A 13,729-nucleotide genomic window follows, 5' to 3' on the forward strand; every position below is an offset into this window, starting at 1 on the left:
AGATGTGGACGGCGATGATCTACTCGAAGAATGTCTTCATCTTGTCGAAAAAGCCGTCGCCGTTGGTTTCCATGGTCATGCCGCTTTCTTTGGCATACTCCATCAGCAGCTCTTTCTGTCTGGCCGTCAATTTGGTGGGAATTTTGACCTTGATCGTGTAGACCTGATCACCGGTCGAGCCGCCCTTCAGGCTGGGAATTCCCAAGCCTTTGATGCGAAGCACCTTGTCGTGTTGTGTGCCGGGCGGCACCTTGATGACGGTCTCTCCTTTGAGGGTCGGGACTTCCACTTTCCCACCGAGCACGGCGGTGACGAGGTTGACCGGCACATCACAGACGATATCGAGGCCCTTGCGATGAAAGATCGGATGGGGCTGAACGGTAATGGCAACGTAAAGGTCGCCCGGGGGGCCTCCGTTGGGGCCATGTTCTCCTTCATTGGAGAGACGAAGTCGCATGCCGGTTTCAATGCCGGCCGGGATATGGACGGCGATGGTGCGTTCTTTGTACACCCGTTGACGTCCCTGGCAGGTCGCGCAGGGTTCCGTGACGAAGTGTCCGACGCCTTCGCATTGACCACAGGGCCGGCTGACGCTGAAAAATCCCTGCTGGAAGCGAATCTGTCCCGCACCCTTGCAGCTCGTGCAGGGCTTGATGGCGGACGCTGACTTGGCGCCGGTGCCTTTACAGTCGACACAGATTTCCCAGCGCGGAATTTTGAGTTTGGCTTCTTTGCCGTAGACGGCTTCCTCGAACGAGATTTCAAGGTTGTACTGGAGATCATTGCCGCGTTCGGCTCGCGTCGCTCCGCCGCCTCGGGCCTGACCGAAAAAGTCCTCGAAGATGTCGTTAAAGACGTCCCCGAATCCGCCACGACCAAAATCGAACCCGTCAAAGCCGGGTCCGCCTTGTTGGGCACCGGCATGCCCGAACATGTCGTAGCGTTTTCGCTTGTCTTGATCGCTCAGGGTTTCGTAGGCTTCGTTGATCTCCTTGAATTTCTCTTCTGCGGATTTTTTCTGATGATCGCCGGCATGGAGGTCCGGATGGTGCTGGCGGGCCAATTTCCGGTAGGCCTTTTTAAGATCGTCGTCGGATACGTTCCGATCGACGCCGAGAATTTCGTAATAATCGCGCTTAGACACGGCCGCCATTGCGTATGGAAGTAAGGAAATCGCCCGAGTTCTCGATCACGCCGGGAACTCGGGCACTCTGATGCGCTATTCTAGGCTATTTCTTGTCTTTGTCTACTTCTTCAAATTCCGCGTCCACGACTTTCTCATCGGTCTTCGCCTCTCCGGTCCCGCCGGAAGATGAGGCACCCGGTTGAGGACCAGGAGATGCGGCGGCTTTCTTATACATCTCTTCGGCTAATTTGTGTGACGCCGTCATGAGAGATTGGGTCGCCGATTCGATGGCCTCGGCGTCGGTTCCCTCCAGCGCCTTCTTGACGGCGGCGACGGCATCTTGAATTTTCGTCTTTTCTTCCTCGGAGACCTTGTCTCCGTACTCAGTGATGTTTTTCTCGGTTTGATAGATCAGATTGTCCGCCTGGTTCTTCGCTTCCGCCAGTTTGCGGCGTTTCTTATCTTCTTCCGTATGCGACTGCGCGTCCCGAACGAGCTTCTCGACTTCATCCTTGCTCAGACCGCTGGAAGCCGTGATCTTGATGGATTGCTCTTTCTGGGTCGCCAGATCCTTTGCGGAGACATGGACGATGCCGTTGGCATCGATGTCGAACGTCACTTCGATCTGAGGCATGCCCCGTGGCGCCGGCGGAATGCCCACCAAGTCGAATTGCCCCAGCAGTTTGTTGTCATTGGCCATTTCCCGTTCGCCTTGGAAGACCCGAATCGTGACGGCCGTTTGATTGTCCGCCGCCGTCGAGAAAACCTGACTCTTCTTCGTGGGAACGGTCGTGTTGCGTTCGATGAGTTTGGTAAACACGCCGCCCAGCGTCTCAATGCCCAAGGACAACGGCGTGACGTCGAGAAGCAGGACGTCCTTGACCTCTCCCTTGAGCACTCCGCCTTGGATCCCGGCCCCGATGGCGACCACTTCATCGGGGTTGACGCCTCGATGCGGGTCCTTCCCGAAGAAGTCTTTCACTACTTGAATGACTTTGGGCATGCGGGTCATGCCGCCGACCAAGACGACTTCTTGAATATCCTTGGCCGTGACGTCCGCATCGGACAAGGCTTTGCGGCAAGGTTCAATCGTGCGTTGAATCAAATCATCCACCAGTTGTTCGAGTTTGGCTCGCGTCAGTTTCGTGACCATGTGCTTGGGGCCGCTGGCATCGGCGGTGATGAACGGCAGATTGATCTCCGTTTCTTGGGACGACGAGAGTTCGATCTTGGCCCGTTCCGCCGACTCCTTCAGGCGTTGGAGCGCCATCCGGTCTTTCCGCAAATCGATGCCCTGATCTTTCTTGAACTCGTCGACCAGCCAATCCATCACGCGGAGATCGAAGTCGTCTCCGCCGAGGTAGGTGTCGCCGTTGGTCGACTTCACCTCGAAGACGCCCTCGCCGATTTCCAACACGGAGACGTCGAAGGTCCCGCCGCCCAAGTCGTACACGGCGATCCGTTCATCTTTCTTCTTGTCCAGGCCGTACGCCAGAGAGGCGGCCGTCGGTTCATTGATGATACGGAGCACGTTCAGACCGGCGATCTGGCCGGCATCTTTGGTCGCCTGGCGTTGGCTGTCGTCGAAATAGGCGGGGACGGTGACTACGGCTTCCGTGACTTTTTCACCGAGATAATCTTCGGCCGTCTGCCGCATTTTCTGCAGTATCATCGCCGAGATTTCCGGGGGGCTATAGCGCTTGCCGCGCAATTCCACATGCGCGTCTCCGTTGTCCGCCTCGACCACCTTATAGGGAAGCCGCTTCATGGCTTCTTGAACCTCACGGCTCTTGAATTTTCGGCCCATCAGGCGCTTGACGGAGAAAATGGTGTTTTCGGGGTTGGTGATCGCTTGTCGTTTGGCGATTTGGCCGACCAGACGTTCAGTTTTATCGGTGATGGCCACGACGGAAGGAGTGGTTCGGCTCCCTTCGGCGTTGGCGATCACGACGGGGTCTCCGCCGCTCATAATCGCCACACAAGAGTTGGTGGTCCCAAGATCAATACCGATGACTTTACCCATTGGTGGACTCCTTCCTTCTCGACAACGGCGACTGAAACAGGTCAGTGCGTCGTTGAGTCATGTTCGCTTGCCTGAGCTGGACCCGACGAGACACTGACCATGGCAGCCCGTAGAATCCTATCGTGTAAGCGATACCCTTTTTGAAACTCGTCCAAGACCTTATTGGCCGGCACGTCGTCGGACGGCCCGTATGAGACGGCTTGATGGGCGCTTGGATCGAAGTCTTGGCCGACCGTTTCGATCGCCTGCACGCCGAACTTGGTCAGGGTGCCAAACAGTTGCTTGAGCGTCAGTTCCACACCCTGTATGAGGGCCGAATCGCCTCCGTTCGTCCGAGCCGCCTTGATGGCCCGCTCCATGTTGTCGACCACCGGGAGCAGCTCTTTGAGGAGCTGTTCATTCCCGAATCGGATCTGCTCACGTTGATCGCGTTGGATAAGGCGCTTGTAATTTTCAAATTCGGCAGCCAGCCGGAGATACTTATCATTGAGCGCGTTACATTCTTCCGTCTTACCGGCCAGTTCTTGCTGAACCGAGGAGTCCGCCGAATTCAAAGCCGGAGAATCTTCCTCTAAGTTCTCGATTGTATTGGCGTTTGACTTTTCTTGCTCTTGATCGTGACTCATCCTGATACCTATACAAGCGGTGAGATATCCATAGGAGGAGGGAAGTCAACGGGTAGCGGGAAAATAAAAATGTGCAGATACTTACAAGGAGAAGGCTAGACCCATTGCGTCAGGCCTTCGCCGTGGGCACGGCGATAGAGGAGTTCAAGCCCATGAAGGGTCAAGAACGGTTCAATATGTTGAATCGATCGCGCCTCCGGCGCGATCACGGTGGCTAATCCGCCCGTGGCGATCACATACGACGTGCGCCCCATTTCCCCTTCCATCCGCTGAACAAGCGTGTCCACCAGACCGGCATAACCGAAGATGAGCCCCGATTGAATACTGCCCGCCGTATCGATTCCAATGACGGTTTTTGGCCGGGCGAGTTCCACTTTGCTCAGCTTTGCCGCTCTGGTAAACAAGGCGTCCGCAGAAATGGCCAAGCCCGGTGCGATCACGCCTCCGAGATATTCTCCATCCCGACTGACTGCGCAAAATGTCGTCGCGGTGCCGAAGTCGACGATGATGAGATCGCGACGAAACTTCGCATAGGCCGCCGCCGCGTTCACGATACGGTCGCTCCCGATTTCCTTCGGGTTCAGGTATTTCAGGGTCAAGCCGGTATCCATGTCGGATGAGACGGTGAGGGGAATACAACCGAAGGACGTGTGAACCATCGATTCGAAGGTTTCCGTGAGGGCCGGAACGACGCTGGAGATGATCGCACCGGTGATCCGTTCAGGGGCACGCCCGTCTCGAGCCATGAGACTTAGACAAAGAACACCGTATTCATCGGCGGTGGTCTTGGGATCGGTCGCCAACCGCCAATGAGTCAACAGCGTGGATCCGTCAAAGATCCCGGCCACCACGTTGGTATTTCCGATGTCGATCGCGAGGAGCATCGCACCATTCTACCCGGCTCGATGCGCTTTCGCTACTCATCTCAGATGGACGACGTCGGCCGCACGGACATCGATGAGGGGCATCGGTTGTGAACGAGCGGGAGAAGGCAAGGCTCTCACTTGTAGCGCCCCGTCGACGGACAGCGCTTCCGCGATACCGACGATCGGTGGATTGTTCGTGAACTGGACGCGAACGTGACGCCGCAGCGTGGCACAGCGAGCCGTATAGGCCTGCCGCAGCCGGATCGGCCCGGCGGATCGAAGCTCGTCAAGACATTGTTCAAGTTCCAGAAGCAGTTGAGCAATGAGTCGATTGCGGTCGATCGTTCGTTGAGAGGCTTCCATCAGGGAGGCTGCGATCGGCTGCAATTCTTCCGGAAAAGAATCCGGCGGGACATTGACGTTGAGTCCGATTCCAATGACGACGACTGGGTCATTAGTCGTGACCAAGCTGCTCTCGCAGAGAATCCCGCCGACCTTCCGCTCACGGAAAAGCAAGTCGTTCGGCCATTTCAGCGAAAGGGACACGGCGGCCACCTGCTGAGTGGCTTGGGCCACGGCAAGGGCACTGACCAAGGGGACCCAGGACAGCCATTGAGAAAGGGAACGGGTGTGTCCCATCCCACGAACGATGACGGAGCAGTAGATGTTCAATCCCGATGGTGAGAACCACGTGCGTCCATGTCGGCCATAGCCGCCGGACTGGCTTTCAGCGACCACGACCGTGCCGTGTGGCGCGCCATTCTGAGCCAGCGACAAGGCCTCCTTGTTGGTCGAGGGGAGAACTTGATGAAGATACAAGGATTGCCCCAGAGAAGTGGTCGCAAGGGTGCTGCGAATACCGTCGAGGCTGAGTGGGGGAGAAGCGGCCATCAATAATTATGAACGTCGGTGTCGCGATGAACGAGTCAAGGCCATGGCAAGGCTGATTGTTGCCGCCGGGGCGGAATGGGTGAGTGCTCCGATGGAGATGCGATCGGCCCCGGCTGCCGCCATGGCTCGGACGTTCTTCAACGTGATGCCGCCCGAGACTTCCACAAGGGTCCGCTTATTGATCAACGCCACCGCACGTCGAACCATGTCCGGATCCATGTTGTCCAGGAGAATAACATCAGGCTTTCCCGAGAGCGCGTGTCGAACATCGGAGAGAGATTCCACTTCAACGATGATGGGTAACGCCTTGGGCCGACGCGCATGGGCGAGTCGGCAGGCCCTTTCAACCGGTCGTCGATTGCCTTGGAGGAGCGCCAGGTGGTTGTCCTTGATCAGAATGCCGTCACTCAATGATTGACGGTGGTTCACCCCTCCGCCGAGAGACACGGCCCACTTTTGAAGCGCGCGCCAGCCCGGAAGCGTTTTCCTGGTATCCAGGATACGGACAGGGTAGCCGCGCACGGCTTGACAGAACCGTTGCGTCAACGTGGCGATCCCGGAGAGGTGTTGGAGAAAGTTCAAAGCAACCCGCTCGGTCCGTAAGATAGACCGCCCGTCGCCCTCGATAAGGAGGAGCGGGTCTCCATTCTTCGCGCGCTGGCCGTCGCGCTTGAGGACCGACAACCGTAGGGAAGGATCGATCACAAGAAAGGTCTGAACCGCCGCGGCCATGCCTGCCACGACCAACGACTGTTGGGCGATGATCTCTGCCCGAGCCGGCACGGAAGAAGAGAAGATCGACGCGGTCGTGGCATCGCCCTGCGCCAAATCCTCTTCAAGTCCTTGGCGCACCGCACGGCGAATTTCTGCAGCGGGGAGCGTGGCCATCGGTCAGGCTCCGAGCATCACGCGGAGCTGCTGTTCGCTGTCGGCCAGCAAGGTTCGATCGCGGGAGAGCGTTCGCATCCGTTCCTGGTGCTCGGCAATCACTTCCGATGGAGCTCTCGACGCGAATTCGGAATTCTTTAATTTTCCGCCGATCCGTTGCAATTCCTTGTCGGTCTCCGTGAGTTGCTTCGCCAGGCGCTCAATCGCTTTGTTGAGATCGACGTCATCGGCGACTGCGATACCGACCGTGAGGCCTTCCGTAATGAGTCGCAACAATCTTGTCGCCGGCCAATCGCGAGGCCGGCTTACTTCGGCGGTGCCACGGATGAGGGGGGCCAGGTGTCGGTGTAACTGGTGGAGCTGGTTCTGCTTATTCTGGTCGTCGTGCCCGACATGGAAGGGGATCTGCTGTCCCGGCGGATAATTCAGGAGGACACGACCGGTTCGGACGAGTCCCACTGTTCGTTCCAGCAACGCGAAGCGCTGTTCTACGTCAGGTGCCGTCCACATCTGATCAGGAATCGGGTAGCTTTGGACGACGATGCTCTCTCCCTGATGGGGGATCGTTTGCCAAATCTCTTCCGTGATGAACGGCATGAAGGGGTGCAGCAGCCGCATCGTCGTTTCCAATGTCTCCGCGAGCGAGTGCCTTGTGCTTGCTGCGTCAGGGTGATCGGGTGTTTGTAAAACCGGTTTGATCAATTCAAGATACCAGTCGCAGTACTCGCGCCAAATGAACTGATAGAGGACGGTCGCCGCACGATCGAATCGGTATGAGTCCAACTCCGCCGTGACGGTGCGGATCGTGTCGGCAAGGCGACTCAAGATCCACCGATCAGGGAACGTTCGTTGTACCGGCGGGAGGGCGGTGCGTGGGCCGTCGAGATACATCAATGCGAACCGCGCGGCGTTCCAAATCTTGTTGGCAAAATTGCGGTACCCCTCGATCCGTTCTTCAGCGAGCTTGATATCGCGGCCCGGCGAGGCCATGGAGGCCAGGGTGAACCGAAGGGCGTCGGTGCCGAATTGATCCATGACATGCAGCGGATCGATCACGTTGCCCTTTGATTTGCTCATCTTCTGGCCTTCCGCGTCGCGGACCAAGGCATGGATATAGACGTCTTTGAAGGGGACATCCCCCATGAACTTGAGTCCCATCATGATCATGCGGGCCACCCAGAAGAACAGAATGTCGAGGCCTGTGACCAACGTGGAAGTCGGATAGTAGGTTTTGAGTTCCGGGGTCTGCTCCGGCCAGCCGAGCGTTGTGAACGGCCAGAGAGCGGAGGAGAACCAGGTATCGAGCACATCGGGATCGCGGAGTAGTTGTTGGCCGCTACAGGTCGGACAGTGAGCGGGAGTCGATTTGGAGACGATTGGGACGGCTCCTTGTAGGATCGTGGTGCGACCGTCCGTCGTGACGATCTGGCGGCTGTTGCATGCCAGACAGTACCAAGCGGGAATTTGATGACCCCACCAGATTTGCCGTGAGATACACCAATCCTTGATGTCGCGCATCCAACCCAGATAGTTGTTGACCCAGCTTTCAGGAACAATTCGGATGCGTCGATCCTCCACCGCTTTGATTGCCGGCTCGGCCAGCGGCTTGATGCTCACAAACCATTGCGGCGAGAGATACGGCTCCACGACGGTCTTGCAGCGGTAGCATTTCCCCACGGCCATCTTATGGTCTTCGGTTTTTTCAAGGAGTCCCTGCTCATGCAGGAGTGTTTCAACTTTGGGGCGTGCTTTGAGGACTGGGAGGCCGCGAAGCATCTCAAAGATCGATGACTCAACCGCCGCCTGTTGCATGCCAGCGGCGTCGAGCAACGCGGCATGATCCAGCACGGCAAGCCGAGGAAGTCCGTGCCGCTCTCCCGCTTCATAGTCGTTGAAGTCGTGTGCCGGCGTGATCTTGACGGCACCGGTTCCGAATTCCAGATCGACCAGGATCCGGTCTCCTACGATGGGAATTTCACGTGTCGTCAGCGGCAGGCGGACCTTCTTGCCGATCAGATGGCGGTAGCGGGGATCGTCCGGATGCACGGCGACGGCCGTGTCGCCCAGCATCGTTTCAGGCCGGGTCGTGGCTACGATCAAACCGTTATTCGGATCGTCCGCCAACGGATAGCGGAGGTGATAGAGTTTGCCTTTTACCTCCTCATGCTCCACTTCGATGTCGGAGAGGGCCGTCAAGCAGCGTGGACACCAATTGATGAGCCGCTCGCCTCGGTAGATCAACCCGTCTTCATACAGACGCACGAAGACCTCGATGACGGCCTTGGACAAGCCCTCGTCCATCGTGAATCGCAAACGCTCCCAGTCGCAGGATTCACCGAGCTGCTTCTGTTGGTTGACGATCGTGTTGCCCGACGTCGCTTTCCATTGCCAGACCCGCTCGACGAACCGCTCTCGTCCCAGCGACTCCCGCGACAGACCTTCGGCCATGAGCTGCTTCTCCACGACGTTCTGCGTGGCAATGCCGGCATGGTCGGTTCCGGGGAGCCAGAGGGTATTACGCCCCTGCATACGCCGCCACCGGATCAGAATGTCTTGGAGTGAATGGTTGAGCGCGTGGCCGACATGGAGCGAGCCTGTCACGTTCGGCGGCGGAATGACAATACTATAGGGCTGGCCCGGCCGTTCTGGTGAGGCGTGAAAGTATCCGCGCGCGAGCCAGTCATGCGACCATCGAGTTTCGACGGCTTTCGGATCATAGGCTTTGTCGAGTTGAGATGGAGTCATGACATCACGTCCAAAAAGTAAGGCAGGCATCTTAGCATGTCTAGGCCACGTTATTCATGAGTGCTTCTACTTCAACCGCCGATCCATCGTTGCGCAATTCGCTGGCGTCTGCAGTTTTGACTGGACTCATGATGGAGCCGCAGGCCTTGCCCGGCCTCTGTGCGACTCGTCATGGATGATGTTGTTCAGGAAACTGGTGGGCAGTCTCCGCTTGTGGCGCTATGAGGCATGTGCTATACAGTCGCCCACAGAGTCTTTACACACATCGCCGTAGGAGGATCATGGCACGAGGTCGCGAGAAGGATCGGAAAACGCGCAAGAAACACCGGAAGAATGTCAAGCGGGTGAAAGCCTTGGCCAAGGCTCGACGAGGCAAGCGAGGCAAGAAAAGTTAGGCTTGAGAGGAATGTGATGCTTCTTCAGTCTCGACCAGCCGTCTCAGTTCGGCCTTGATGTGCTGCTCGGCCACGTCAGGCACGATTCGCTGAACGGCCTGTTCGACGGTATGTCCAACTGTGGCTCTCACCAGGTCATCGGCCAGCAGTGGGGCCTGCTTCAGCACCGCCCGCTGAAGCTCATCCTTGATCAGTTGATCGACCGCTCCCACCTGTTCCCGCACGGCTGCGGGCAAGTATTGATGGATTCCCGATTCGACCTGATCCTTCACCAGTCGATCGACATTCGACTCGATGGATGTTTTGGCCACGTCGGTTACGGTTTGCCGGATGAGAGACTCGCTCGCCTCGAGTTCTTTCCTGATGAGAGCGGGCAATGCCTGAGAGACCAGCGGGTGAATGATCGTTGTGAGGTATTCCTGGGAGAGAATGTTCCCGAGTTGTGCTTGTAATTCTTTCTGAACGATTGATCGGACATGGGTTGCCAGTTTTTCATCGATTACGCGAGGGAGCAGCTCGGCAAGGCTCTGTTCGCTTCGCTTGATCATCGATTGCAAAAGTTGATCGAAGAGCCCCTTCATGGCATCTTCGGGTGCCGCTGGAGGGACTGGTTGTGTTCCTGACGCACTGGACGAACTGCCGGGCTGGTTCATGGGCTCCTCATGGCCGTCGCGATCCGACAGGTGGTTCAGGACCTCATCGTCATCGGAGTCGGTTGACGTCGAACTCGGTGGCCAGGCTCGCCGTTTGAAACCCGTGCCGTTCGTCGCAGGTTTCTGTTGGAGAGACTTAATGACCTCCAAAAGCTCTTCGGATTGAAACGGTTTCTTCAGGAATGCTTTGACGCCGAGCGTCCTGAGGTGATTTTCATCCGGATGATCAGCCGGGTTCACCAATGAAATAAGATAGGTTTCCGTCAGATTGTCCAGCTTGTTGATTTCCTTGCAAAACCCGGAAAAGGTCATGTTATCTAGATGGTAGTCCGCGATGATCAGCAATGGTGAATTCTGTCGAGCGGCCTCAAGGGCGGCCGGCCCGTCCTGGAATCCGACGACCTCAAACCCTTCCGAGGTTGAGATTTGTTCCACCATTCGTCTTACCGCCGGGCTGCTGTCCACTACAAAAATCGGCGAAGCCATGAACAATGCTCCCTGCCTTTTGAGTTTCTTCGAAGCTAGCAAGGGGGGTATCCTTTGTCAAGAAAACCATCGATAGGTGATTGGATTCACAATGTATTTCGGCACGCCGCTATTTGACGAATGAGATCATGGGAGACCCATCATGAGTTCGCCGATACGAGTGGTGTTTTTCGACGCCGCCGATACCCTGTTTCGCGTGCACGGGTCCGTCGCGGAGATCTATCTCCGACATGCGGTGGAATTCGGCTTTGCGCAGAAACCGGACTCCTTAGCGGCGATCAAACACGCGTTCGGTCGAGCGTTCCGCGAAGCTCCTCCGCCGGTGTTCGCGGCCACTGAACCGGTACGAATCAAACAGAGTGAACGCCTGTGGTGGTTCGATATCGTTCATCACGTCTTTTATCGTGTGGGCATGTTCGAGCGATTCGACGAGTTTTTCGATCACGTGTTCCGTGTGTTCGAAGAACCTCGATCCTGGCGCCTATTTCCTGAAACGGTCGCTACCCTGACTCGACTGAAGACACAAGGCCTGGAATTGGGCATTATCTCCAATTTCGATTCCCGTCTCTTTACAGTCATGCGCGGACTCGGGATTGCCGACGTGTTTGATACGGTGACCATCTCGAGCGTGGCCCAGGCGGCAAAACCCGCTCCCCAGATCTTTCACATCGCGCTGGAAAAGCACGCCGTCGATCCGGAAGAAGCCTTGCACATCGGTGATAGTCTGCGAGACGACCTGGAGGGTGCGATGAAAGTCGGGATTCACGCCGCCCTCTTGGACCGTGACGGGAAACACTCCGGCGGAGACATGCGGACCATCAAAAGCTTGGAGGAGGTGTCCCCGCTGCTAGCACTGCTAGAGAAGTAACGGCACGACATCTTTTGCCCGGCCCCGCAGTGAGATGTCGACCAACGCCGACTGTGGGGTGGGATCGAGATTGATTTCAACGACGAAAGCGCCGGCTTCTTTGGCCAAGGAAGCGAAGCTCGCAGCTGGATAGACGAGACCGGACGTGCCGATGACGAGCAGCAGATCGCAGCTCTTCAGCGCCTCGGTGCATTGATCCAGATCGGTGGTACACAAAGATTCTCCGAACCAGACGATATGGGGCCGGAGCAGGGACCCGCAACGGGAACAGGAAGGCAGGATGGAAATCGGCACGTCACGGTTGTCTTCCACCATGCTACAGCCGATGCAGCGCACTTTCCAAATGTTGCCGTGAATCTCGGAAAGCTTCTCTGAGCCGGCGTCTCGATGCAGTCCGTCCACGTTCTGTGTGATCAACCAAAAGCTCTCACTGCGGTGTTCCAGTTCGACGAGGGCCTTATGAGCATCGTTCGGCTGTTTGGTGGCGATCAACTCGCGCCGCCAGTTGTACCACTCCCATACGAGACGAGGATTCCGTTCGAATGCTTCGGGCGTCGCCAGGTCCTCCGCGCGAAAGTTCCTCCACAATCCGTCCGCTCCGCGAAACGTCGGTACACCGCTGTCGGCCGAGATCCCGGCGCCAGTGAGCACGGTCATGCTCCGGGCGTCGGCGAGTTGTTGTCGCACAATACCCACATCGGATCCGGGGGCCATCGAGTTCCCATTTTCCGTCGGTTAGGCTGCGTCGCCTCGCAACGGCATGCTATAGTACGGCCGTTTGTCACGCAACCCGGGGATGAACGCATGAAACAGATTTTGATGGTCGGCGCCGGATCAGTCGGCGGGTTTTTCGGAGCGAGATTGGCCAAGAATAATCTCGACGTGTCGTTCTTGCTGCGGCCACGCACCCTAGCGGCGGTGCAACGACAGGGATTGACCATTCGCAGTGCGGAGGGAACGTTTACAGTCAGACCTCAAGCAGCCTCGGATGCGCGTCAACTTCCTCGGCCGGATCTCATCGTGCTCGGCGTGAAAGCCTACGATCTCGACGACGTGATGGACCAGATCGAACCTGTATTGACGGAGAAGACGGTGATTTTGACGTTGCAGAACGGCATCGATACCGAAGACCGGCTCATCGCCCGAATCAATCGTGACTGTGTCGTGGGCGGCGTCGCCTACATCTATTCAAAAATCGCCGCGCCCGGCGTGATCGACCATTATAAGAAGGGCGCCGTCGCCCTCGGCGAGCTGATGGGGCATGAAAGCGACCGTCTGCTCAGGATCCGGGACCTCTTCGTTTCGGCTGGTATTCCGTGCCATCTGTCGAAGGACATTCGCCGCACCAAATGGGAAAAGATGTGTTGGAACTGCGTCTTCAACCCGATTACGGTGCTCATCGATGATCACGTCGCCGAAGCGCTCGATCATCCGGAGATGACGGGCGTGATTCGGCAGATCGTCGGAGAGGTGGCCGCGGTCTCGGCTGCGACAAAAGTGCCGTTGCCATCGGATATGCCGGAACGAGTGGTGAAAGCGACACAGGAGATTCGCGATATTCATACCTCCATGTATGACGATTGGAAGGCTGGGCGGCGGACGGAAATCGATTACCTCAACGGCTTCATCGTGAAGAAGGGGCATGAGCTGGGGATTCCGACCCCAGTGAATGAAGCCTTGACGGCGATGATCAAGACGATCACGGAGAAGGAACGGGTCGGCCCGGGCCGGCTCAGGATTGAAGGCGCCGTCGTTCAACCCGTCTCACTCGATCGTGCGGCGGTCGCCTCCTTGCCGGCTGAGCATCATGTGGATGTCTCGACCGTGATGCGTGGTATGAAGGGACGGGGAATTCGTCTCAAGGGACTGCTCGATGTTCCGGCGTTGGCGATCGAAGCGGATCATGTTGTATTTCATGCGGCGGACGGCAAGTATTCGGCCTGCCTCACGCTCCAGCAGGCCAGAGATCATGGAGTGCTCGTGTATGAGCTTGATGGAGCATCGCTGCCTGATTCGAAAGGCGGTCCGTTCCGTCTGATCACCCCGGGATTGGGTGATCTGTGCGCCAATGTGAAAGGTGTCGCACGGGTCGAAATCACGAAAGGACCGGGGCGTGACACCAGACAGACAACCTGTCCGCCGGCTCCTGTGCAGCCCTAAAG

The 13,729-nt window shown here is 57.3% G+C and carries 11 protein-coding genes; 2 read left to right on the forward strand and 9 right to left on the reverse strand.

Annotated elements, in window-relative coordinates; genetic code table 11:
• Window positions 1-19: 19 nt before the first annotated feature.
• The 8 genes from A4E19_10750 to A4E19_10785 all read right to left on the reverse strand — a co-directional run bounded on the left by A4E19_10750 (window position 20) and on the right by A4E19_10785 (window position 10,699).
• Window positions 20-1,153 (reverse strand): molecular chaperone DnaJ, encoded by a 1,134-nt coding sequence (locus A4E19_10750; GenBank protein ID OQW30031.1) that lies wholly within the window; start codon window positions 1,151-1,153, stop codon window positions 20-22.
• Window positions 1,154-1,229: 76 nt separating this feature from the next.
• Complete coding sequence (gene dnaK, locus A4E19_10755) at window positions 1,230-3,149, reverse strand: molecular chaperone DnaK (protein OQW30032.1); 1,920 nt, start codon at window positions 3,147-3,149, stop codon at window positions 1,230-1,232.
• A gap of 41 nt (window positions 3,150-3,190) precedes the next feature.
• On the reverse strand, window positions 3,191-3,775 hold the full coding sequence (locus tag A4E19_10760) for a hypothetical protein (protein OQW30033.1): 585 nt from the start codon (window positions 3,773-3,775) through the stop codon (window positions 3,191-3,193).
• 95 nt (window positions 3,776-3,870) lie between these two features.
• The gene (locus A4E19_10765; GenBank protein OQW30034.1) at window positions 3,871-4,659 is read right to left on the reverse strand and encodes a type III pantothenate kinase; all 789 of its coding nucleotides are present in this window, start codon (window positions 4,657-4,659) and stop codon (window positions 3,871-3,873) included.
• A 36-nt stretch (window positions 4,660-4,695) separates the two neighbouring features.
• Window positions 4,696-5,532 (reverse strand): hypothetical protein, encoded by an 837-nt coding sequence (locus A4E19_10770; protein OQW30035.1) that lies wholly within the window; start codon window positions 5,530-5,532, stop codon window positions 4,696-4,698.
• Between the two features lie 6 nt (window positions 5,533-5,538).
• Window positions 5,539-6,420: a nicotinate-nucleotide diphosphorylase (carboxylating) gene (locus tag A4E19_10775; protein OQW30036.1), complete on the reverse strand. Its 882-nt coding sequence runs from the start codon at window positions 6,418-6,420 to the stop codon at window positions 5,539-5,541.
• A 3-nt stretch (window positions 6,421-6,423) separates the two neighbouring features.
• Window positions 6,424-9,165: a valine--tRNA ligase gene (locus A4E19_10780; GenBank protein ID OQW30113.1), complete on the reverse strand. Its 2,742-nt coding sequence runs from the start codon at window positions 9,163-9,165 to the stop codon at window positions 6,424-6,426.
• Window positions 9,166-9,556: 391 nt separating this feature from the next.
• Window positions 9,557-10,699 carry a hypothetical protein gene (locus A4E19_10785; protein ID OQW30037.1) on the reverse strand — a complete coding sequence of 381 codons (1,143 nt, stop codon included), beginning with the start codon at window positions 10,697-10,699 and terminating at the stop codon, window positions 9,557-9,559.
• 142 nt (window positions 10,700-10,841) lie between these two features.
• Here A4E19_10785 and A4E19_10790 point away from each other — a divergent pair, with 142 nt between their 5' ends.
• Window positions 10,842-11,567 carry a hypothetical protein gene (locus A4E19_10790; GenBank protein ID OQW30038.1) on the forward strand — a complete coding sequence of 242 codons (726 nt, stop codon included), beginning with the start codon at window positions 10,842-10,844 and terminating at the stop codon, window positions 11,565-11,567.
• Here A4E19_10790 and A4E19_10795 read toward each other — a convergent pair.
• Window positions 11,556-12,281 carry an NAD-dependent deacylase gene (locus A4E19_10795; GenBank protein OQW30039.1) on the reverse strand — a complete coding sequence of 242 codons (726 nt, stop codon included), beginning with the start codon at window positions 12,279-12,281 and terminating at the stop codon, window positions 11,556-11,558. The genes A4E19_10790 and A4E19_10795 overlap by 12 nt on opposite strands.
• Before the next feature lie 90 nt (window positions 12,282-12,371).
• Between A4E19_10795 and A4E19_10800 the strand changes: the two genes are divergently transcribed.
• Window positions 12,372-13,727 (forward strand): hypothetical protein, encoded by a 1,356-nt coding sequence (locus A4E19_10800; GenBank protein ID OQW30040.1) that lies wholly within the window; start codon window positions 12,372-12,374, stop codon window positions 13,725-13,727.
• The last annotated feature ends 2 nt before the right edge of the window (window positions 13,728-13,729 follow it).

It is taken from the genome of Nitrospira sp. SG-bin1, assembly GCA_002083365.1.
Taxonomy (GTDB): domain Bacteria; phylum Nitrospirota; class Nitrospiria; order Nitrospirales; family Nitrospiraceae; genus Nitrospira_D.